Annotated in this window: 17 protein-coding genes; 9 read left to right on the top strand and 8 right to left on the bottom strand. The window is 70.7% G+C overall.

Annotation, left to right across the window (positions count from 1 at the left end; genetic code table 11):
• Positions 1-10: 10 nt before the first annotated feature.
• From KHC27_RS15840 to KHC27_RS15825, 4 genes are all read right to left on the bottom strand, one after another.
• Positions 11-580 (bottom strand): phosphatase domain-containing protein, encoded by a 570-nt coding sequence (locus tag KHC27_RS15840; RefSeq protein ID WP_213340362.1) that lies wholly within the window; start codon positions 578-580, stop codon positions 11-13.
• Positions 581-730: 150 nt separating this feature from the next.
• Positions 731-1,549 (bottom strand): ABC transporter permease subunit, encoded by an 819-nt coding sequence (locus KHC27_RS15835; RefSeq protein WP_213340361.1) that lies wholly within the window; start codon positions 1,547-1,549, stop codon positions 731-733.
• A complete protein-coding gene (locus KHC27_RS15830; RefSeq protein WP_213340360.1) occupies positions 1,550-2,455 on the bottom strand; it encodes an ABC transporter permease in 906 nt (301 codons plus the stop codon). It abuts the gene before it with no gap.
• Positions 2,456-2,478: 23 nt separating this feature from the next.
• Complete coding sequence (locus tag KHC27_RS15825) at positions 2,479-3,651, bottom strand: ABC transporter ATP-binding protein (protein ID WP_213340359.1); 1,173 nt, start codon at positions 3,649-3,651, stop codon at positions 2,479-2,481.
• 190 nt (positions 3,652-3,841) lie between these two features.
• Between KHC27_RS15825 and KHC27_RS15820 the strand changes: the two genes are divergently transcribed.
• On the top strand, positions 3,842-5,242 hold the full coding sequence (locus tag KHC27_RS15820) for a glutamine synthetase family protein (protein ID WP_213340358.1): 1,401 nt from the start codon (positions 3,842-3,844) through the stop codon (positions 5,240-5,242).
• Between the two features lie 207 nt (positions 5,243-5,449).
• On the opposite strand, the gene KHC27_RS15815 is transcribed toward KHC27_RS15820, so the two are convergent.
• Positions 5,450-5,815, bottom strand: a complete 366-nt coding sequence (locus KHC27_RS15815; RefSeq protein ID WP_213340357.1) for a DUF1127 domain-containing protein — start codon at positions 5,813-5,815, stop codon at positions 5,450-5,452.
• 195 nt (positions 5,816-6,010) lie between these two features.
• On the opposite strand from KHC27_RS15815, the gene KHC27_RS15810 reads away from it, so the two are divergent.
• Positions 6,011-6,892, top strand: coding sequence for a LysR substrate-binding domain-containing protein (locus KHC27_RS15810; RefSeq protein WP_213340356.1), 882 nt, complete (start codon positions 6,011-6,013; stop codon positions 6,890-6,892).
• An 18-nt stretch (positions 6,893-6,910) separates the two neighbouring features.
• On the opposite strand, the gene KHC27_RS15805 is transcribed toward KHC27_RS15810, so the two are convergent.
• The 3 genes from KHC27_RS15805 to KHC27_RS15795 form a co-directional block, all read right to left on the bottom strand.
• Positions 6,911-8,281: a glutamate--cysteine ligase gene (locus KHC27_RS15805; protein WP_213340355.1), complete on the bottom strand. Its 1,371-nt coding sequence runs from the start codon at positions 8,279-8,281 to the stop codon at positions 6,911-6,913.
• Positions 8,282-8,383: 102 nt separating this feature from the next.
• Positions 8,384-9,505 carry a carboxylate-amine ligase gene (locus KHC27_RS15800; RefSeq protein WP_213340354.1) on the bottom strand — a complete coding sequence of 374 codons (1,122 nt, stop codon included), beginning with the start codon at positions 9,503-9,505 and terminating at the stop codon, positions 8,384-8,386.
• A gap of 236 nt (positions 9,506-9,741) precedes the next feature.
• Complete coding sequence (locus KHC27_RS15795) at positions 9,742-10,548, bottom strand: 16S rRNA (uracil(1498)-N(3))-methyltransferase (protein ID WP_213340353.1); 807 nt, start codon at positions 10,546-10,548, stop codon at positions 9,742-9,744.
• A 93-nt stretch (positions 10,549-10,641) separates the two neighbouring features.
• Here KHC27_RS15795 and KHC27_RS15790 point away from each other — a divergent pair, with 93 nt between their 5' ends.
• The 7 genes from KHC27_RS15790 (at position 10,642) to rpoN (ending at position 18,135) form a co-directional block, all read left to right on the top strand.
• Positions 10,642-11,457 carry a hypothetical protein gene (locus tag KHC27_RS15790; protein ID WP_213340352.1) on the top strand — a complete coding sequence of 272 codons (816 nt, stop codon included), beginning with the start codon at positions 10,642-10,644 and terminating at the stop codon, positions 11,455-11,457.
• A 16-nt stretch (positions 11,458-11,473) separates the two neighbouring features.
• A complete protein-coding gene (gene ubiA / locus KHC27_RS15785) occupies positions 11,474-12,445 on the top strand; it encodes a 4-hydroxybenzoate octaprenyltransferase (protein WP_213340351.1) in 972 nt (323 codons plus the stop codon).
• Between the two features lie 145 nt (positions 12,446-12,590).
• Complete coding sequence (locus KHC27_RS15780; RefSeq protein ID WP_213340350.1) at positions 12,591-13,223, top strand: ribonuclease D; 633 nt, start codon at positions 12,591-12,593, stop codon at positions 13,221-13,223.
• A 98-nt stretch (positions 13,224-13,321) separates the two neighbouring features.
• Positions 13,322-14,329 carry an LPS export ABC transporter periplasmic protein LptC gene (lptC, locus tag KHC27_RS15775; RefSeq protein ID WP_246519995.1) on the top strand — a complete coding sequence of 336 codons (1,008 nt, stop codon included), beginning with the start codon at positions 13,322-13,324 and terminating at the stop codon, positions 14,327-14,329.
• 203 nt (positions 14,330-14,532) lie between these two features.
• Positions 14,533-15,318, top strand: a complete 786-nt coding sequence (locus tag KHC27_RS15770) for an LptA/OstA family protein (RefSeq protein WP_213340349.1) — start codon at positions 14,533-14,535, stop codon at positions 15,316-15,318.
• A 362-nt stretch (positions 15,319-15,680) separates the two neighbouring features.
• The gene (gene lptB / locus KHC27_RS15765; RefSeq protein ID WP_246520008.1) at positions 15,681-16,505 is read left to right on the top strand and encodes an LPS export ABC transporter ATP-binding protein; all 825 of its coding nucleotides are present in this window, start codon (positions 15,681-15,683) and stop codon (positions 16,503-16,505) included.
• Between the two features lie 67 nt (positions 16,506-16,572).
• Positions 16,573-18,135 (top strand): RNA polymerase factor sigma-54, encoded by a 1,563-nt coding sequence (gene rpoN / locus KHC27_RS15760; protein ID WP_213340348.1) that lies wholly within the window; start codon positions 16,573-16,575, stop codon positions 18,133-18,135.
• The last annotated feature ends 58 nt before the right edge of the window (positions 18,136-18,193 follow it).

Raw genomic sequence — 18,193 nt, 5'->3', positions numbered from 1 at the left:
CCCTTCACGATCAGGAGTCGTGATAGCCGAGCCAGGTCTCGAGCCGCTCGAAGGTCTCGTCCATCGCCCAGGCCGGGGCGAAGGGCAGCGAGAAATGGCCGTACCAGATCGAGAGCTGGCCCTCGGCGGCGCGCTCGCCCTGCTTGGAAATGGCGGCGAGATACAGCGCCGAGGCGATGCCGCTGCGGTCGGAGCCGCCGCGGCAATGCACCAGGATCGGCTTGGGCGCGGTGCGCATGGTCTCGATGAGGTCGCGGGCCTGCGCGTCGGTCAGCTCGCGGCCGGCGGAAAGCGGGATGTCGATATGGCGGATGCCGAGCCGCTCGCTCTCCGCCACCTCGATCTGGTGCCAGGGCCGCGAGGAGAAGCCGCGCAGGTTGATGATGGTCGCGATGCCGTATTTCGCCTTGATGGCGGCGATGTCGCGCGCGTCGACCTGGGCGGCGCGGTAGAGCTCGCCCGGCACCACGGTGTGGAAGTTGCCCATGAGCTGCTGCAGCCCGAGAAAGGCGGCGCAGCCCAGCACCACGCCCAGCAGCTTCCAGCCGGCGAGGCGCAAGCGCAGGCCGGCTCGGGGCATGGAAACCCCGGGGACGGACACGGCAGGGATGGGCGCGGCGGATTCGGCGAGCGACATGGCGGGACCGGAAGGAGCTGACTTCGATCTTGGTGGCGCCGAACTGTGTCGGCATTGTGCCGTGTCACAGCCGCGTCGCCACCACGACATACCTCACCCAGCGGCGGCAAGCCGCTCCGCCCTCTGCCGCTCCATCTCCTGCCGCTTGGTGACCACCGAGGCGATCACCACCACCACGGTGACGATGGCGATGAGGATGGTGCAGACCGCGTTGATCTCCGGCGTCACCCCGAGTCGCACCTGGCTGTAGATGCGCATCGGCAGCGTGGTCGCGCCCGGCCCGGTGGTGAAGCTGGCGATGACGAGGTCGTCCAGCGACAGGGTGAAGGCCAGCATCCAGCCGGAGACAACCGCCGGCAGGATGATCGGCAAGGTGATGATGAAGAAGGTCTTCAGCGGCGGACAGCCGAGATCGAGCGCGGCCTCCTCCAGGCTGCGGTCGAAGGTCACCAGCCGCGACTGCACCACCACCGAGACGAAGCACATGGTGAAGGTGATGTGCGCCAGCGTGATGGTCCAGAAGCCGCGGTCGAAGTTCACCGCCACGAACAGCAGCAGCAGCGACAGGCCGGTGATGACCTCCGGCATGACGAGCGGGGCGTAGATCATGCCGGAGAACAGCATGCGGCCGGGAAAGCGGCCATAGCGGGTGAGCGCGATGGCCCCCATGGTACCGAGCACGGTCGCCACCGTGGCGGAGATGAAGGCGACCCGCAGCGTCACCCACGCCGCGTCGAGAAGCTGGTCGTTCTCCAGCAGCTTCCAGTACCACTCGGTGGAGAAGCCCGCCCACACCGTCACCAGCCGGGAGGCGTTGAAGGAATAGATCACCAGCAGCACGATCGGCAGGTAGAGGAAGGTGAAGCCGAGCACCAGCGAGGACAGGTTGAAGAGCGAGAGCCCCTTGCGCATCTAGCGGCCCTCCATCTGCCGGGTCTGGACGTTCTGGTAGAAGACGATCGGCACCACCAGCACCAGCAGCAGCAGCACCGCCACCGCCGAGGACACGGTCCAGGAGCGGTTCACCGAGAACTCGGTCCACAGCGACTTGCCGATCATCAGCGTGTCGGAGCCGCCGAGCAGGTCGGGAATGACGAACTCGCCCACCGCCGGGATGAAGCAGAGCAGGCAGCCGGCGAACACGCCCGGCAGCGAGAGCGGCCAGGTGATCTTCCAGAACGCCGCGAAGGGCGGACAGCCGAGGTCGGCGGCGGCCTCCAGCAGCGTCTCGTCCATCTTCTCCAGCGCGGAATAGAGCGGCAGGATCATGAAGGGCAGGTAGGAATAGACGATGCCGATATAGACCGCGGTGTCGGTGGCCAGCAGTTCCAGCGGCTCGTCGATGACCCCCAGCGCCATGAGAAGCTGGTTGAGCAGCCCTTCCGGCGAGAGGATGCCGATCCAGGCATAGACGCGGATCAGGAACGAGGTCCAGAACGGCAGGATCACCAGCATCAGCAGCGTGGGCCGGATCGATTTCGGCGCCCGCGCCATGCCGTAGGCGACGGGATAGCCCACCAGCAGCAGCAGCACGGTGGAGATCGCCGCGATCTTGAGGCTGGAGGCGTAGGCGAGCAGGAACTCGTTGTCCCAGCTCAGCACATAGCTGTAATTGTCGAAGTTGAGCTGTTCCAGCGCCCCCCGCACCGCCTCCCAGCCGGCGGCGAGATCGAACACCGGCTCATAGGGCGGCTGCGCGATCGCGTCCTGCGACAGGCTGATCTTGAAGACGATGAAGAACGGCACCAGGAACAGCGCCAGGAGCCAGAGATAGGGGACGGCGATGACCAGCCACCGTCCGCGCGTCTGCCGAGCCATGATGAGTCTCCCCGCCCGCAGGCTCAGCTCGTCAGAACCACGCCGGCATCCGGCGACCAGGAAATCCACACCTTGTCGTCCCAGCTTATGGGACGCTCCACCATGCGGGTGAGGTTCGGCTTGGCGGCCTTGATGCGCGAGCCGTCGGCCAGCTCGACATGGTAGATCGAGAGATCGCCGAGATAGCCGATGTCCCAGATCGTGCCGGAGACGCAGTTGACGCTGCGGTCGGCCGGCGGGTCGAGGTCGATGCGCACCTTCTCCGGCCGCACCGCGATCCAGGCGGCGTCGCCGGGCTGGGCCTGGATGTCCTGGGCGATGGTCAGCGACATGTCCGCCGCCGCCGCATGCACCCGCACGAGGCCGCCGGCATTGCTCTCCACCTTGCCCTCGATCAGGTTCACGTCGCCGACGAAATCGGCGACGTAGCGCGAGGCGGGCTGCTCGTAGATGACGGCCGGCGGGGCGACCTGCACCAGCTTGCCGTGGTTCATCACGGCGATGCGGTCGGCGACCGTCATCGCCTCCTCCTGGTCGTGGGTCACGATCAGGAAGGTCATGCCGAGCTCCATCTGGATGTCCATGAGCTCGAACTGGGTCTCCTCGCGCAGCTTCTTGTCGAGCGCGCCGAGCGGCTCGTCCAGCAGCAGCACCTTGGGACGCTTGGCGAGCGAGCGGGCGAGCGCCACGCGCTGGCGCTGGCCGCCGGAGAGCTGGTGCGGCTTGCGCCGGGCGAACTGCTCCAGCTTCACCAGCTTCAGCATCTCCTCCACCCGGGCCGCGGTGGCGTCCTTGGCGACGCCGTCCTGCTTCAGGCCGAAGGCGATGTTGTCCCACACGCTCATGTGCGGGAACAGGGCGTAGGACTGGAACATCATGTTGACCGGCCGCTTGTAGGGCGGCGTGCCGACAAGGTCCTGGCCGGCGAGGGTGATGCGGCCGCTGGTGGGCTCCTCGAAGCCGGCGAGCATGCGCATCAGCGTGGTCTTGCCGCAGCCGGAGGGGCCGAGCAGGGCGAAGAACTCGCGTTCATAGATGTCGAGCGAGAGGTCCTCCACCGCGGTGAAGGAGCCGAACCGCTTGGTGACGTTCTGGTACCGGATGAGCGGGACCGCCTTCGGGTCGGTCCAGGGAGCGAATTTGCGGCGGATACCGCCAACGGTCTTCTGCGTCTTTTCGGCGACGCCCGTGCTCATCATCTGCCTCGCTCAACCCCGCCCTGCCGGGCTCCCGGCGACGACGCTAGCGGGGATCGCGCGGCTGCTCAACTCTCAACCAGCAAACATTTTTTATGCACCACCCGCCAGCCCGCTACCCCTTGCTTGACGGCCCCCGCGGGGGCGTGGTCCCCTCCCGGGACGCGCATAGGCGCGACAAGGTGGAAAAATGGCGAAGAAGAAGCGTTCGGGTCAGGACGCGGTTGATGCGCCCCGCGGCGTCGAGACGCTGGCCGAGGCCAAGGCGTGGATGGCGGCGCGCGGCATCACCGAGATCGAATGCGTGGTGCCGGACCTCGCCGGCGTCGCCCGCGGCAAGATCATGCCGGTCTCCAAGTTCCTGTCCGGGCCGGTGATGAACCTGCCCCTGTCGGTGTTCTTCCAGACGATTTCGGGCGAATACCCGCCCTATGAGGGACTGGTCGATTCCGTGGTGGTCGACAGCGACCTCGTCATGGAGCCGGACCTTTCCACGCTCGCCATCGTGCCCTGGGCGCAGGACCCCACCGCGCAGGTGATCCACGACGCCTATCACCGCGACGGGCGGGCGGTGGAGCTGGCCCCGCGGCAGGTGCTGAAGAACGTCATCGAGGCCTATGCCCACAAGGGCTGGAAGGCGGTGGTGGCGCCGGAGATCGAGTTCTATCTGGTCGAGCCGAACACCGACCCGGACTACCCGCTGAAGCCGCCGATCGGGCGTTCCGGCCGGCCGGAGATCGGGCGGCAGTCCTATTCGATCCAGGCGGTGAACGAGTTCGACGCGCTGTTCGAGGACATCTACGACTATTCCGAGGCCCAGGGGCTGGAGATCGACACGCTGATCCACGAGGACGGCGCGGCGCAGATGGAGATCAACCTGCTCCACGGCGACCCGCTGGTGCTGGCGGACCAGGTGTTCCTGTTCAAGCGCACGATCCGCGAGGCGGCGCTGGCGCACAAGATCTACGCCACCTTCATGGCCAAGCCGATCGCCGACGAGCCGGGCTCGGCGATGCACATCCACCAGTCGATCATCTCGGCCGAGACCGGCAAGAACATCTTCTCCGACGCCGACGGCGACCCGACGCCGGAGTTCTTCTCCTTCATCGCCGGCCAGCAGAAATACCTGCCGGCGGTGATGTCGATCCTGGCGCCCTATGTGAACTCCTACCGCCGGCTCACCCGCGATTCGATGGCCCCGATCAACATCCAGTGGGGCTACGACAACCGCACCGCGGGCCTGCGGGTGCCGCCCTCCTCGCCGGCGGCGCGGCGGGTGGAGAACCGGGTGCCGTCCTCCGACGCCAACCCCTATCTCGCCATCGCCGCCTCGCTGGCGGCGGGCTATCTCGGCATGGTGGAAGGGCTGCGGCCCAGCCAGCCGCTGGAAGCCGACGCCAAGGGGCTCGATTTCGAGCTGCCGCGCGGCCTGCTCGAAGCGGTGGCGGCGATGCAGCATTCCGACGAGATCGCCCAGGCGCTCGGCCCGTCCTTCGTGAAGACCTATTCCGCCGTCAAGCAGGCGGAGTTCGAGACCTTCATGCGGGTGATCTCGCCGTGGGAGCGGGAATATCTGCTGCTGAACGTCTGAGGCCCCTCCGGCCCCGCGACGAAAAACGCCCGCCGGTGTGACCCGGCGGGCGCAGGATGGCGGCAAGAGGGGGTAGACGCCGCCGGTCTCGGAGGGCGCGCCGCCTGTGGCGGCCTCGCCGAAAAGGGTCGGGCACGGGCGGCCTTCCGGCCGCCGGGCCGAGAATGCTGCGGGCCGAGCATGCGGCGGCCCGAGAATGCGGCTGCCTCAGCCGATGAAGAGATCGTCCCGCGCCCCGTCGCAGGGGTCGCGCGGGACGCTGGCCGGCTGGAACGCGGCGGGGTGGCGCTTGGCGATGCGGCGCGCGGCCCGCTTCTCCACCGCCCGGACCACGAGGATGCGGGTCGGGTCCTGCCAGAGCGGCCCGGAGGCGGCGTCGCGCAGATCGGCCCGGGTGAGTCCGATGTCGCGCAGCATGCGGTCGTCGAACTCGCCGAGATTGGCGATCACGCGACGGCGGGCAACGGCCTTGGCAATCCGGATCACGCCCCGGGCGACGACCGTCACCGTGTGCAGGGCGGCGGCGCCGAGAGCTTCGACTGCGGGTCTGCGAGCTTCGCCAATATACGACATGGGTCCCTCCATCGTGTCGGCCGCGCGGCGGCGATACGCCCATCCCAACCGCAGCTCCCTCATGGCAGCCACCCGAAACCGGCGTCGCCCGTTCGCGACACGCTTCTTATGGACGACTCCTAATGATCACTCTAGCGAATGTTCATGATCTGAATTATCATCATCTCTGATGACTGATGACAGGATGACACCCCGATGACGGTGCTGCTCGACATCGACCAATTAAGAACATTCATGGCCATCGCCGAAAGCGGCAGCTTCACAAAGGCTTCCGAGGTGGTCCACAAGACCCAGTCGGCGGTGTCGATGCAGATGAAGCGGCTGGAGGAGCGGGTGGGCAAGCCCATCTTTGCACGCGACGGCCGCGCCTCGAAACTGACCGAAGAGGGTGAGCGGCTGCTGGATTATGCCCGCCGCATCGTCAAGCTGAACATGGAAGCGCTGGCGAGCCTGGCCAATGCCGAACTGTCCGGCCGGGTCCGGCTCGGCGTGCCGGACGATTATGCCGACCGCTACCTGCCGGAGATCATGGCGCGGTTCTCCAACACCCACCCCCATGTCGAGCTGACGGTGGTGTGCGATCCATCACACGATTTGATAGACCGCATCGACACCGGTGATCTGGACCTCGCCATCATCACCGATTGCGATACCCATCACCGTGAAACCGAGCTGATCCGCCGCGAACAGCTGCTCTGGGTCGGCTCCTCCCGGCACGCCGCCCATATCGAGGCGCCGATTCCGCTGGCGCTCGGCCGGCAGACCTGCCAGTGGCGTCAGGAGGCGATCGAGCGGCTGCAGAGCATCGGCAAGCCGTTCCGCATCCTCTACACCTCCTCCAACAGCACGGCGGTGTCGGCGGCGGTGCTCTCCGGGCTCGCCATCTCGGTGCTGCCGGAATCCGGCCTGCGCCCCGGCATGCGGGTGCTCGGCCCGTCCGACGGCTTCCCCGCGCTGGCGCCCTGCCGCATCGGCCTGCTGCGCAACCGGCACGAGCCCTCGGCGCTGGCGGACGCGCTGGCCCAGCACGTCATCCAGGGCCTCGACAACATCTCGGATGCCCGCGCGGCGGAGTGAGCCCGCCGCCGGCCCGGCTCAATAGGCGTCTTCGGTGAAGACCGGCTCCACCGAGCCGGCCCAGGCGCCGTTGTAGCGGTCCAGCAGGCATTCGGCCGGCGTCTTGCCGCGGGCGAGGCTGTCCTCCAGCGTGACGAGGAAGCGGGTCTCGTCGCGGCCCTGGCTGTCGCGGATGTCGCGGCGGGCGAGGCCGGCGCGGGCCACGGCCACCACGTCGCGGGCGACCTCCAGCACGCTGCGGCCGGCGATGGTGGCGGCGAAGCCCTGCTTCGGCACCGCGTCGCGCAGCGCCTGGCGCTCCTCCGCGCTCCAGCCCTTCGCCAGTTCCCACGCCGCGTCGAGGCTGGCGGAGTCGTAGAGGAGGCCGGTCCACAGCGCCGGCAGCGCGCACAGCTTCGACCACGAGCCGGCATCGGCGCCGCGCATCTCCAGATAGCGCTTCAGCCGCACCTCCGGGAAGATGGTGGAGAGGTGGTTGGCCCAGTCGGACACCGTCGCCCGCTCCCCCGGCACCGCCGGGTGGCGGCCCGCCAGCAGGTCGCGGAAGGAGGAGCCGGCGACGTCGAGATAGGTGTCGCCGCGCTTGATGAAATACATCGGCACGTCGAGGGCGTAGTCGACATAGCGCTCGAAGCCCATGCCCGCCTCGAAGGCGAAGGGCAGCATGCCGGCACGGGCATTGTCGGTGTCGCGCCAGATCTCCGAGCGGAAGGAGAGGAAGCCGTTGGGCCGGCCCTCGGTGAAGGGCGAATTGGCGAAAAGCGCGGTGGCGATGGGCTGCAGCGCCAGCCCCACCCGCAGCTTCCTCACCATGTCCGCTTCCGAGGCGAAGTCGAGATTCACCTGCACGGTGCAGGTGCGGAACATCATGTCGAGGCCGAGCGTGCCGACCCTGGGCATGTAGCCGGCCATGATGCGGTAGCGCCCCTTGGGCATCACCGGCGTCTGCGCCCGGCTCCATTTCGGGCTCATGCCGAGGCCGAGGAAGCCGAGCCCGAGCGGGGTCGCCACCTCGCGCACCTGCTCCAGATGGGCGTTCACCTCGGCGCAGGTCTCGTGGATCGAGGCCAGCGGGGCGCCGGACAGCTCGAACTGCCCGCCCGGCTCCAGCGAGATCGCCCCGCCCCCGACATTGTCGGCGAGCCCGATGATGGTCTCGCCCTCCATGATCGGCTCCCAGCCGCTCAGCGCCCGCATGCCCTCCAGCAGGGCGCGGATGCCGGTCGGCCCCTCATAGGGAACCGGATCGTGCCCCTTGAGGGTGAAGGGAAATTTTTCGTGCTCGGTCCCGATTCGGAAACGCGCGGCTTCCTTGTTTCCCGCTTCCAGCCAGGCGACGAGGTCGTCGCGGCTCTCGATGGTGTGAGGGTCGATCTGGTCGCGCGCCATGGGAACTCCGGCCGGCTTCTGCCGGCGCATCGTGATAGGCGCGCGACCATACACACCACGTCGGGCGACGCAATGTGCAGGCCCCGGCGGCAGGCGTTCGGGCTATTGCGCGGAGGCGTGGGCGAGCCAGGTCTTCACCGCGCGCAGCGCCTCGTCGCGGCTGCCGGTGCGGTGGGCGGCCTCCTGGTAGACCGCGATCTGGACATCGGCGCTGGTGCCGCCTTCCAGAATGGCGCGGATCTGCGCCATCTCGCCGAGGCAGCCGAGCGCCTCGGCGTCCGGCGCCACCATCGCCATCAGCCGCTCGACGGTCTCGGCCACCGGCACCGCCTGCCGCGCCGCGCGGTCGACGAAGCTGCCATGGATGCCGTAGCGCTGGGCGCGCCACTTGTTCTCGGCGGCGATGGCGCGGTCGACCGCGTCGACCCCGGCGTTCAGCCGCGGCTCCCGCACGAGATGGCGGACGAGGGCGCGGTACAGCGCGGCGATGGCGATGGAATCCTCCACCCGGGTGCAGCTGTCCGGGGCCCGCAGCTCCAGCGTCGGGTGCTTCTCGGACGGCCGGATGACCCACCAGACATAGCTGGAATCGCGGATGGCGCGGGCGGCGACCAGCGCCTGGATATAGTCCTCATAGGCCCGCGCGCTCTCGAACAGTTCGGGCAGGCCGGTGCGGGGCAGCTCGTCATAGGCGGCGAGGCGATAGCCCATCAGCCCGGTGCGCTTCGATTCCCAGAACGGCGAGGAGGTGGCCAGCGCGACGAAGACCGGGAGAAAGGGCAGGATGCGCCGCATCACGTCGATGCGCAGGTCCGGGTCCGGCAGCTCGACATGCACATGCATGCCGCACAGCATGTTGCGCTCGCCCAGCATCTGCAGGTCGTGCATCAGCCCGTCATAGCGGTGGGTCGGGGTGCGCTTGCCGCCCTGCCACGAGGCGGTGGGGTGGGTGCCGGCGGCGAAGAAGGCGAGGCCGTGGTCGGCCGCCACCTGCCCCAGCGCCCGCCGCAGGCCGCGCAGCTCCTCCCGCGCGGCGTCGGCCGATTCGTGCGGGCGGGTCATCACCTCGATCTGGGACTGCAGCAGCTCGCCCGAGACCGATTCGCCGAGCGCGGCGCGGGCGCGGTCCATGAAGGTGGCCGGCATGCGCCGCAGCACGCTCTTGGTCTCGGCGTCGACGACGAAATACTCTTCCTCGATGCCCATGCGGTACGCGTCTGTCATCGAAACTCCCCGCGACCTCGACCCCGGCGCGTGCCGGCGCCGGTGGACTCCACCGGGAACATTCCCGGCGCCCCGCTTAGCGCCGCAACATGTCCGATGTGATACAGGCCCCCGTGCCGCCCCGCCCGCCGGGACGGCGGCAGCTCGGTAACGCCGCGCCGCGGGCGCGGTTCCGCCGGCAGAGGCCGCGCGGCGCGCGCGGGGCAAGGGCGCGCGGGGGCGGGGGCGGGGAAGACTCAGCCGGCCGGGGACGGCGGGACGGCGCGCGCGGCCTCCACCAGCGCCAGCGCCGCCACCGCCGCGGTGTCGGCCCGCAGCACGCGCGGGCCCAGCGACAGCACGATGGCGCCGGGGCGGGCGTGGAGCATGCGGCGCTCGGCCTCGGCGAAGCCGCCCTCCGGGCCGACCAGCACCGCGAGCGGCCCGCGCACCGCCTCGGCGAGCGCGGCCAGCCCTGCGGCGGGCGCCGCCGCCTCGTCACAGAACACCAGCCGGCGCGCCGGCTCCAGCGCGGCGAGCCAGCGCTCCAGCGGCACCGGCTCCAGCACCGGCGGCACGGCGAGGATGCCGCACTGCTCGGCCGCCTCCACCACATTGGCGCGCATGCGCTCGGTGTTGACCCGGCTCGCCTGGGTATGGCGGGTGAGCACCGGCACCAGCCGGCCGGCGCCCATCTCCACCGCCTTCTGCACCATGTAGTCGAGCCGGGCGTGCTTCAGCGGGGCGAAGACATAGTCGAGATCGGCGGGCGCGCCCTGCCGGCGCAGCCGCGCCTCGCACAGCAGCACCACCTCGCGGCGGCCGGCGGCCTGGCGCACCGCGCGCCATTCGCCGTCGCGGCCGTTGAAGAGGTGCAGCGCCTCGCCGGCGCCGAGCCGGATCACATCGGCGACGTAATGGGCGCGGTCGCGGTCGAGCCGCACCTCGGCGCCTTCCGCCAGCGCCGCCTCGACATAGAGCCGCTGCGCCCGGAAGTCATACGCCTCGCCCTCGTCGCCGCCCGACGGCCGCCGGCCGTCACCCTCACCCTCACCCGCTGCCAATCGCGGTCTCCGTTCGATTCTGCCGTGATATTGCCCAATCCTTGTGGCCTCTGTATCACCCTTGCGTAAAGAGAGCGGGGCGATCCTGAGCAGATGAAGCAGGCAGTTCACAGCCGGCCGCGGTCGCGCGGCGCCGTCCGGCGCGGCGGCGCCCTTCTGGGGCAGCCCGGCGCGACCAGCGCGCTCCGGCGCGGCGCGGCTCTCGCCCGCTCGGCGGCTCTTGCCGGCCTTCTTGGCCTCGCGCTCGCCCCGGCGCCGGCGGCGGCGCAATGGATCGGCACGGCCGGCGGCGACGGCTCCACCGACAGCAGCGCCAGCTCCGGCAGCAACCCCAGCTCCGGCAGCAGCGGCTCGACCGCCCCCGCCGCCGCCGCGCCGAGCCGCGGCACCATCGAGATTACGCCGGCCCCTTCCGGCCCGCTGGAGGCCACCGCGCCGCCGCCGGACATGGCGATGCCGATGGGTCCCGGCCCCGGCGGCCCGGCCCCGGCCGGCGCCGAATGCGGCGACAACATCGAGAAGCTGCGCAGCGAGCTCGACACCCGCGGCAAGACCCTGAAATCCGCCGCCGACCGCAAGCGCCCGCCCACCGAGCTGTGCCCGCTGTTCCGCCGCTTCGTCAGCGCGCAGGAGACGTTCTACAGCTATCTCCGCAAGAACAAGGCGGAGTGCGGCGTGCCGGACGACATCCTGAAGAAGCTGAAGGCCAGCGCCGGCAGCATGGGCGCCACCCGCGACAAGGTGTGCAAGATCGCCGAGGGCGGCCCCGGCGCGGGCGGGGGTGGCGGCGGCCCGCCGCCGCAGGGCCAGCTCTCCTCCGGCCTCGGCCTGCCCTCCGCCCTTCCGCCCGTGCGCAGCAGCGAGCCCGGCGGGGTGTTCGACACGCTGGGCGGCAGCGCCCTGCGCTGACGCGCGGCGCCCTCGCATGACCCCGCGTCCCCCCGCCGAGGGAACGGCCGCCGCGGCCCATGCCGCGCCGGTGGCCCCGCCCGCCGACGCCACCGGCAACTGGGTGGACCGCTACGCCCCGGCGGCGCTGCGGCCCTATCTGCGCCTCGCCCGCGCCGACCGGCCGATCGGCAGCTGGCTGCTTCTCATTCCCTGCGGCTGGTCGGTGGCGCTGGCGGTGCGGATGGCCGGCACCGGGTGGAGCGGCCACGCGCTCGGCCTCATCGGCCTGTTCGCCCTCGGCGCGGTGGCGATGCGCGGGGCCGGCTGCACCTGGAACGACATTCTCGACCGCGACATCGACGGCCGGGTGGAGCGCACCCGCCAGCGGCCGATTCCCTCTGGCCAGGTCAGCGCGCGGCAGGCCTTCGCCTTCCTGCTGGCGCAATGCCTGGTGGGGCTCGGCGTGTTGCTGGCGCTGCCGCTCTTCGCGCAGGTCGTCGCGGTGGCCTCGCTCGGCGTGGTGGCGATCTACCCGCTCATGAAGCGCATCATCTGGATTCCCCAGCTCGTGCTCGGCCTCGCCTTCTCCTGGGGCGCGCTGATGGGGTTCGCCGCCCTGCTGCAGGCGCTGCCGGCGGCGGCGCTGCTGCTGTATGCCGGCGCGGTGCTGTGGGTGGTCGGCTACGACACCATCTACGCCCATCAGGACCGCGAGGACGACGTGCTGATCGGGGTGAAGTCCTCCGCCCGGCTGTTCGCCGGGGCGACCCGGCGCTGGCTGGTGCCGATCTATGCCGGCGCGGCGGCGCTGATGGCGCTCGGCCTGTGGCAGGCCGGGGCGGGGCCGGTGGGCTTCGCCGGGCTCGCGCTGTTCGCCGGCCATCTCGCCCGGCAGATCGCCCGGCTCGACATCGACGACCCCGCCGCCTGCCTCGCGCTGTTCCGCTCCAACCGCGATGCCGGCCTGCTGCTGTTCGCGGCGCTGGCGGTGGACGCGGCGCTGTGAGTCGGCGACGGCAGGCAAGCCCCGCCCCTCCCTGCCCCGCCGCTCCCTGCCCTGTCGCGCTCGGGCCCTGCCCGCTCCGCCCCTCCCGTTGTCCCCCCGGCGCGGTGGTGCTACACAGCCCGACTTCACGAAAGTCTGGCCCGCCATGACCATCCGCCTGCACCGGGGCGATCTGCCCGATCTTGCCCGCTATGCCCCGAGCCTCGCGCCCTTCGTCGCCATCGACACGGAGACGCTGGGGCTCAACCCCCATCGCGACCGGCTGTGCGTGGTGCAGCTCTCGCCCGGCGACGGCTCGGCCGACGTGGTGCAGATTCCCCGCGGCGCCGGCCCGGGCAGCGCGCCGAACCTGGAACGCCTGCTGGCCGACCCGGACAGCACCAAGCTGTTCCACTTCGCCCGATTCGATGTGGCGGTGCTGAAGAAGACCTTCGGTATCGAGGTACGCCCGGTGTGGTGCACCAAGATCGCCTCGAAGCTGGTGCGCACCTACACCGACCGCCACGGGCTGAAGGAGCTGGTGCGCGAGCTTCTCGGACTCGACCTCTCGAAGCAGCAGCAGAGCTCGGACTGGGCCGCGGCCGATCTGTCCGACGCGCAGCTTCAGTATGCCGCCTCCGACGTGCTGTATCTGCACGCGCTGCAGGCGAAGCTCGCCGCCATGCTGGAGCGGGAAGGCCGAGGGCCTCTCGCCCGCGCCTGCTTCGAGTTCCTGCCCGCCCGCGCCGAGCTGGACCTCGCCGGCTGGCCGGAACAGGATATATTCGCCCATTCGTGACCGAAAGGCACGGCAGGGTTGCGCGCGCCGGCTTGCACGCAGGCGCGGATGACCGCATGTTGGAACGGGGCTAATCGGGGCGTGGCACACAGGGGATCATGAACCGGCACGTTTCACCACGTCAGAGCCTCGACGGCGCGGCCTCGCTGGAGTTCGCCGCGCGCCACACCGACAGCGCCGCCGGCTTTCGCGCCGCGGCCCGGCATAGCCGCCGGGTGCGGCTGCTGCGCGTCGGCCTGCCGCTCGGCGTCGTCCTCACCGCGCTGGTGGCCGGGGCCTTCATCTATCTGGAGCCGCTGGGCCTTGCCGCCAACCTGCCCTTCGAGCTGGGCCGGGTGTCGCTGCGCGGCAGCCGGGTGGTGATGGACCTGCCCAAGCTGTCCGGCTTCACCGCCGACAACCGCGGCTACAATGTCTCGGCCATCTCGGCCTCGCAGGACCTGACCAACCCCGACCAGATCGACCTCAGCGAGATCAATGCCCGTCTCGAAATGGCGGACAAGGGCTGGGCCCGGCTGCAGTCCAGGGCCGGGCAGTACAACACCAAGAGCCAGCAGATGCGGCTCTCGGACGGCGTGCATTTCGACACCAGCACCGGCTATGGCGGCAAGCTCGCCGAAGCCGAGATCGACATGAAGGCCGGCACCATGGTGTCGCGCCAGCCGGTGGAGCTGACCTATCTCGACGGCAAGCTCACCGCCGACACGCTGGAAGTCTCGCAGAAGGACGCCCGCGCCCTGCTCACCGGCCATGTCACGCTGGTGTTCAGGATGCCCCCGACCGACCAGGCCGAGCGCGAGGCCCGCGGCCTGAACAAGCCGCCGCCGGAGGAGCCGCTCGAGGCCGCCGACCCGGCGGAGGGCGCCGCCCCCGCCCCGGAGGGAACCGGTTCCGGCGGCGCGGCAGCGGGCGCACCCGGCTCCCGCAGCGACGCCACCGGCACGGCCACGCCGCGGCCGACGCCGCGCGCGGCGCTGCCCGGCGACGGCGCCACGGCGGCCGCGCGCCCGACCACCCTCGCCGAGAGCGGACCCGCCGCGGACAGCGCCAGCCCTGCCGAGCGCATGCCGGTGACCGCGCCGCTGCCGCCCCAGCGGGCGCCGTGAGCGCGGGCGCGGGGGGCAGCACCCCACCCGGGGCACCCCACCCGGGGCACGCCGCACGTCCCGCCCCCAAGGCTCTTCCGCGGCGCGGCGCCGGACGACGTGCGGCCAGATGCCTGCCCGCCAGATGCTTGCCTGCCGAAAGCCGTCCCGCCGAACGCCTTTCCCGCATTGAAGCCCGCCGCGCGCCCGGCTAAAACATCATCATGAAGCTGATTGCACCCGTCCGCACCCGCCGCCTCCCGCCCGGCCCTGCCCGCGCCGCCCTGCCGCGTCCTGCCGTGGCACCGGCGCCGGCCCTCGCGGCCGGCGTTGCCGTTGCGGTCGGCCTCGCCGTCGCCCTCGCCGCGGCGTCCCCCGCCGCCGCGCAGACCAACAACGTGCCCAACGCCCTGCAGGGCTTCACCACCAACCGCGACCAGCCGATCCGCATCGACGCCAACGAGCTGGAGGTGCGCGACAAGGACAAGGCCGCGGTGTTCACCGGCAATGTCGTTGTGACCCAGGGCGACACCACGCTGCGCTGCAACGAGCTGGTGGTGTTCTACGACGGCAAGAACCCGGCCGAGGCCGCTGGCGCCGCACCGGCGGCGGAAGCCGCCGCCCGGCCCGCGGTGAAGCCGGGCGCCAATGGCGGCCCGCCGCCGGCCCAGCCCGCCACCACGGCCGGCAGCGCCGAGGCGGGCGGCCCGATGGGCTCCTCCTCGATCCGCCGGCTGGAGATGAATGGCGGCGTGGTGGTCACCACCAAGGAGCAGAGCGCGACCGGCGACCAGGGCGTGTTCGAGGCCAAGACCAACATCATCACCCTCACCGGCAAGCCGGTGGTGCTGACCCAGGGCCCGAACGTCATCCGCGGCCGCAAGCTGACGGTGGATCTGGTCTCCGGTACCTCGCGCTTCGAGGGCGGCCGCATCCAGAGCCTGATCGTGCCCAACAGCATGAAGGAAGGCGCCGAGCCCGGCGCGACGCCGGCCAAGCCGAAGCCCTGAACCCCGGGCCGGCGCGACTCGCCTGACACCGCCCGCCCGGGGCGCCGCGCCGGCGCATCGGCGGCAAGGTTTCCGGCGGCGGGTTTCCGGCGGCGGCACATCGCCTCCGGCGAGAGGCTCCGGCCCCCGAGGATGACCCGGCGGCGGCACCTGCCGCACCGCCTCCGGCCGCCGGGCCAGCCGGTGGCGGGAGGCGCCGGGGGCCTTTGCCGCCACCTCGGCCCGGTATTTGCATCATCGCTATTTGCCAGCGTCGCCGCGACGGGCTATCACCCTTGGAGTGGTGCTTTTCACCACGGAGGGTGCGTGTGAGGCTGTTCCCGTTCTTCGGCCGCGAGCTCCGCCCGGCCGCGTCGCTCGCCATGGCGTCGGCCGGCTTCGGCGGCGACGTCGGCGCCCGTCAGGTCCCATCCAGCCCGTCCGCCAGCCGCGCCCGCGCGGACGAGGCGGCGCCCGGCCAGGGCGAGGGTGTGCTGGCCGCCACCGGCCTCGCCAAGAGCTATGGCGGTCGCAAGGTGGTGCGCGACGCCGCGCTCAATGTGCGCCGGGGCGAGGCGGTCGGCCTGCTCGGCCCGAACGGCGCGGGCAAGACCACCATCTTCTACATGATCACCGGGCTGGTGAAGGCCGATGCCGGGCGCATCACGCTGGACGGCCACGACGTCACCCACCTGCCGATGTACCGCCGCGCCCGGCTCGGCGTCGGCTATCTCCCGCAGGAGGCCTCGATCTTCCGCGGCCTGTCGGTCGAGAACAACATCCGCGCGATTCTCGAGGTGGTGGAGCCCGTCCGCGCCCGCCGGGAGGAGCAACTCGACAGCCTGCTGGAGGAGTTCCGCGTCACCCATGTGCGCAAGTCGCCCGCCATCGCCCTCTCCGGCGGCGAGCGGCGGCGCGTGGAGATCGCCCGGGCGCTGGCCAGCCGGCCGACCTTCATGCTGCTGGACGAGCCCTTCGCCGGCATCGACCCGATCGCGGTCGGCGACATCCAGATGCTGGTGCGCCACCTCACCCAGCGCGGCATCGGCGTGCTGATCACCGACCACAATGTGCGCGAGACGCTGGGGCTGATCGACCGGGCCTACATCATCCATTCCGGCGCGGTGCTGATGGAGGGCCTGCCGGACGAGATCGTCGCCAATCCCGACGTGCGCCGGCTCTATCTCGGCGAGGAGTTCCGGCTGTGAGCCCGCGCGCCGACGCCCGCACGCCCGCCTGCAACGCCCCCGCGGCCCCGCGGCATGGAGACCGGCCATGTCGCTGAGCCCGCGGATGGAGTTCCGCCAGACCCAGTCTCTGGTGATGACGCCGCAGCTGATGCAGGCCATCAAGCTGCTGCAGCTCTCCAATCTCGATCTGGTCGCCTATGTCGAGGCCGAGCTGGAGCGCAACCCGCTGCTGGAGCGGCAGAGCGAGCCGGAAGCCGCGCCGGCCGACGCCGCCGGCGGCGAGATGGCGGACCGCGACGGCGGCGAGGAGCCGCGGGCGGGTGACGGCGAGATGCGCGCCGCCGACTGGATGGAGGACCGGCTGGAAACCAGCCGCAGCGCCATCGAGGACCGGCTCGACACCGGGCTGGAAAACGTCTTCCCCGACGATGCCGGCCGCGACAGCGTGCCGGCCGGCCCGGGCGGCGACGGCGGCGGCTATGCCGAATGGTCCGGCGGCGGCTCCGGCGGGCGCGACGACGACAGCTACAATCTCGAAGCCTTCGTCTCCTCGGAGACCACGCTGGCCGACCATCTGGAACGCCAGCTCACCCTCGCGGTCTCCGACCCCGTCGCCCGGCTGATCGGCCACCACCTGATCGACCTCATTGACGATGCCGGCTATCTCACCGCCGATGTGGAGAGCATCGCCGAGAAGCTGGGCGCCCTCACCCCGACCATCGAGGGCGTGCTGGAGGTGATCCACACCTTCGACCCGCCGGGCATCGGCGCCCGCTCGCTGGCGGAATGCCTCGCCATCCAGCTTCGCGAGCGCAACCGCTACGATCCCGCCATGGCGGCGCTGCTGCAGCATCTCGACCTGCTGGCCAAGCGCGACTTCAACCAGCTTCGCCGCATCTGCGGGGTCGACGAGGAAGACCTCGCCGAGATGGTGGCGGAAATCCGCCGCCTCAACCCCAAGCCCGGCCTCAGCTTCGGCACCGGCGTGGTGCAGCCCATCGTGCCCGACGTGTTCGTGCGCCCGGCGCAGGACGGCAGCTGGTTCATCGAGCTGAACTCCGACACCCTGCCGAGGGTGCTGGTGAACCAGGCCTATTATTCCCGCGTCTCCAAGACCACCCGCAACGACCGGGAAAAGGCCTTCCTCACCGACTGCATGCAGACCGCGACCTGGCTGACCCGCTCGCTCGACCAGCGCGCCCGCACCATCCTCAAGGTCGCCACCGAGATCGTGCGCCAGCAGGACGGCTTCCTCACCCTCGGCGTGCAGCATCTGCGGCCGCTGAACCTGCGCATGGTGGCCGACGCCATCGGCATGCACGAATCCACCGTCTCCCGCGTGACCTCCAACAAATACATGGCGACGCCGCGCGGAATCTTCGAGATGAAGTATTTCTTCTCGTCCTCCATTTCCTCCTCGGATGGCGGCGAGGCGCATTCGGCCGAATCGGTGCGCTTCCGCATCAAGCAGATGATCGACGCGGAGAGCCCCAGCGACGTGCTGTCGGACGACACGCTGGTGCAGCGCTTGCGCGAGGCCGGCATCGACATCGCCCGCCGAACGGTTGCCAAATACCGTGAGGCGATGCGGATTCCGTCCTCCGTGCAGCGCCGGCGCGAAAAGCAGGCCGCCCTCGGCGGAAACTGAGCCGCGGTGCCCCGGTGCCGCCTTCCGGTTCCGATTGACAGGTCCGGGGAAGACTCCT

This window comes from Ancylobacter lacus (assembly GCF_018390635.1).
Taxonomy (GTDB): Bacteria; Pseudomonadota; Alphaproteobacteria; order Rhizobiales; family Xanthobacteraceae; genus Ancylobacter; species Ancylobacter lacus.
Note: the sequence above shows the minus strand (reverse complement) of the source record. Positions and strands in the feature narration are given on the sequence as shown.

Excerpts from the sequence above, each read along its gene's own strand:
- KHC27_RS15780 (WP_213340350.1), top strand. The coding sequence starts at position 12,591 with ATGACCATCCGCCTGCACCGGGGCGATCTGCCCGATCTTGCCCGCTAT.
- lptB (WP_246520008.1), top strand. The coding sequence starts at position 15,681 with ATGGCGTCGGCCGGCTTCGGCGGCGACGTCGGCGCCCGTCAGGTCCCA.
- KHC27_RS15805 (WP_213340355.1), bottom strand. The coding sequence starts at position 8,281 with ATGGCGCGCGACCAGATCGACCCTCACACCATCGAGAGCCGCGACGAC.
- KHC27_RS15800 (WP_213340354.1), bottom strand. The coding sequence starts at position 9,505 with ATGACAGACGCGTACCGCATGGGCATCGAGGAAGAGTATTTCGTCGTC.
- KHC27_RS15835 (WP_213340361.1), bottom strand. The coding sequence starts at position 1,549 with ATGCGCAAGGGGCTCTCGCTCTTCAACCTGTCCTCGCTGGTGCTCGGC.
- KHC27_RS15815 (WP_213340357.1), bottom strand. The coding sequence starts at position 5,815 with ATGTCGTATATTGGCGAAGCTCGCAGACCCGCAGTCGAAGCTCTCGGC.
- KHC27_RS15790 (WP_213340352.1), top strand. The coding sequence starts at position 10,642 with ATGAAGCAGGCAGTTCACAGCCGGCCGCGGTCGCGCGGCGCCGTCCGG.
- KHC27_RS15825 (WP_213340359.1), bottom strand. The coding sequence starts at position 3,651 with ATGAGCACGGGCGTCGCCGAAAAGACGCAGAAGACCGTTGGCGGTATC.
- ubiA (WP_213340351.1), top strand. The coding sequence starts at position 11,474 with ATGACCCCGCGTCCCCCCGCCGAGGGAACGGCCGCCGCGGCCCATGCC.
- KHC27_RS15830 (WP_213340360.1), bottom strand. The coding sequence starts at position 2,455 with ATGGCTCGGCAGACGCGCGGACGGTGGCTGGTCATCGCCGTCCCCTAT.
- KHC27_RS15810 (WP_213340356.1), top strand. The coding sequence starts at position 6,011 with ATGACGGTGCTGCTCGACATCGACCAATTAAGAACATTCATGGCCATC.
- KHC27_RS15820 (WP_213340358.1), top strand. The coding sequence starts at position 3,842 with ATGGCGAAGAAGAAGCGTTCGGGTCAGGACGCGGTTGATGCGCCCCGC.
- rpoN (WP_213340348.1), top strand. The coding sequence starts at position 16,573 with ATGTCGCTGAGCCCGCGGATGGAGTTCCGCCAGACCCAGTCTCTGGTG.
- lptC (WP_246519995.1), top strand. The coding sequence starts at position 13,322 with ATGAACCGGCACGTTTCACCACGTCAGAGCCTCGACGGCGCGGCCTCG.
- KHC27_RS15770 (WP_213340349.1), top strand. The coding sequence starts at position 14,533 with ATGAAGCTGATTGCACCCGTCCGCACCCGCCGCCTCCCGCCCGGCCCT.
- KHC27_RS15840 (WP_213340362.1), bottom strand. The coding sequence starts at position 580 with ATGCCCCGAGCCGGCCTGCGCTTGCGCCTCGCCGGCTGGAAGCTGCTG.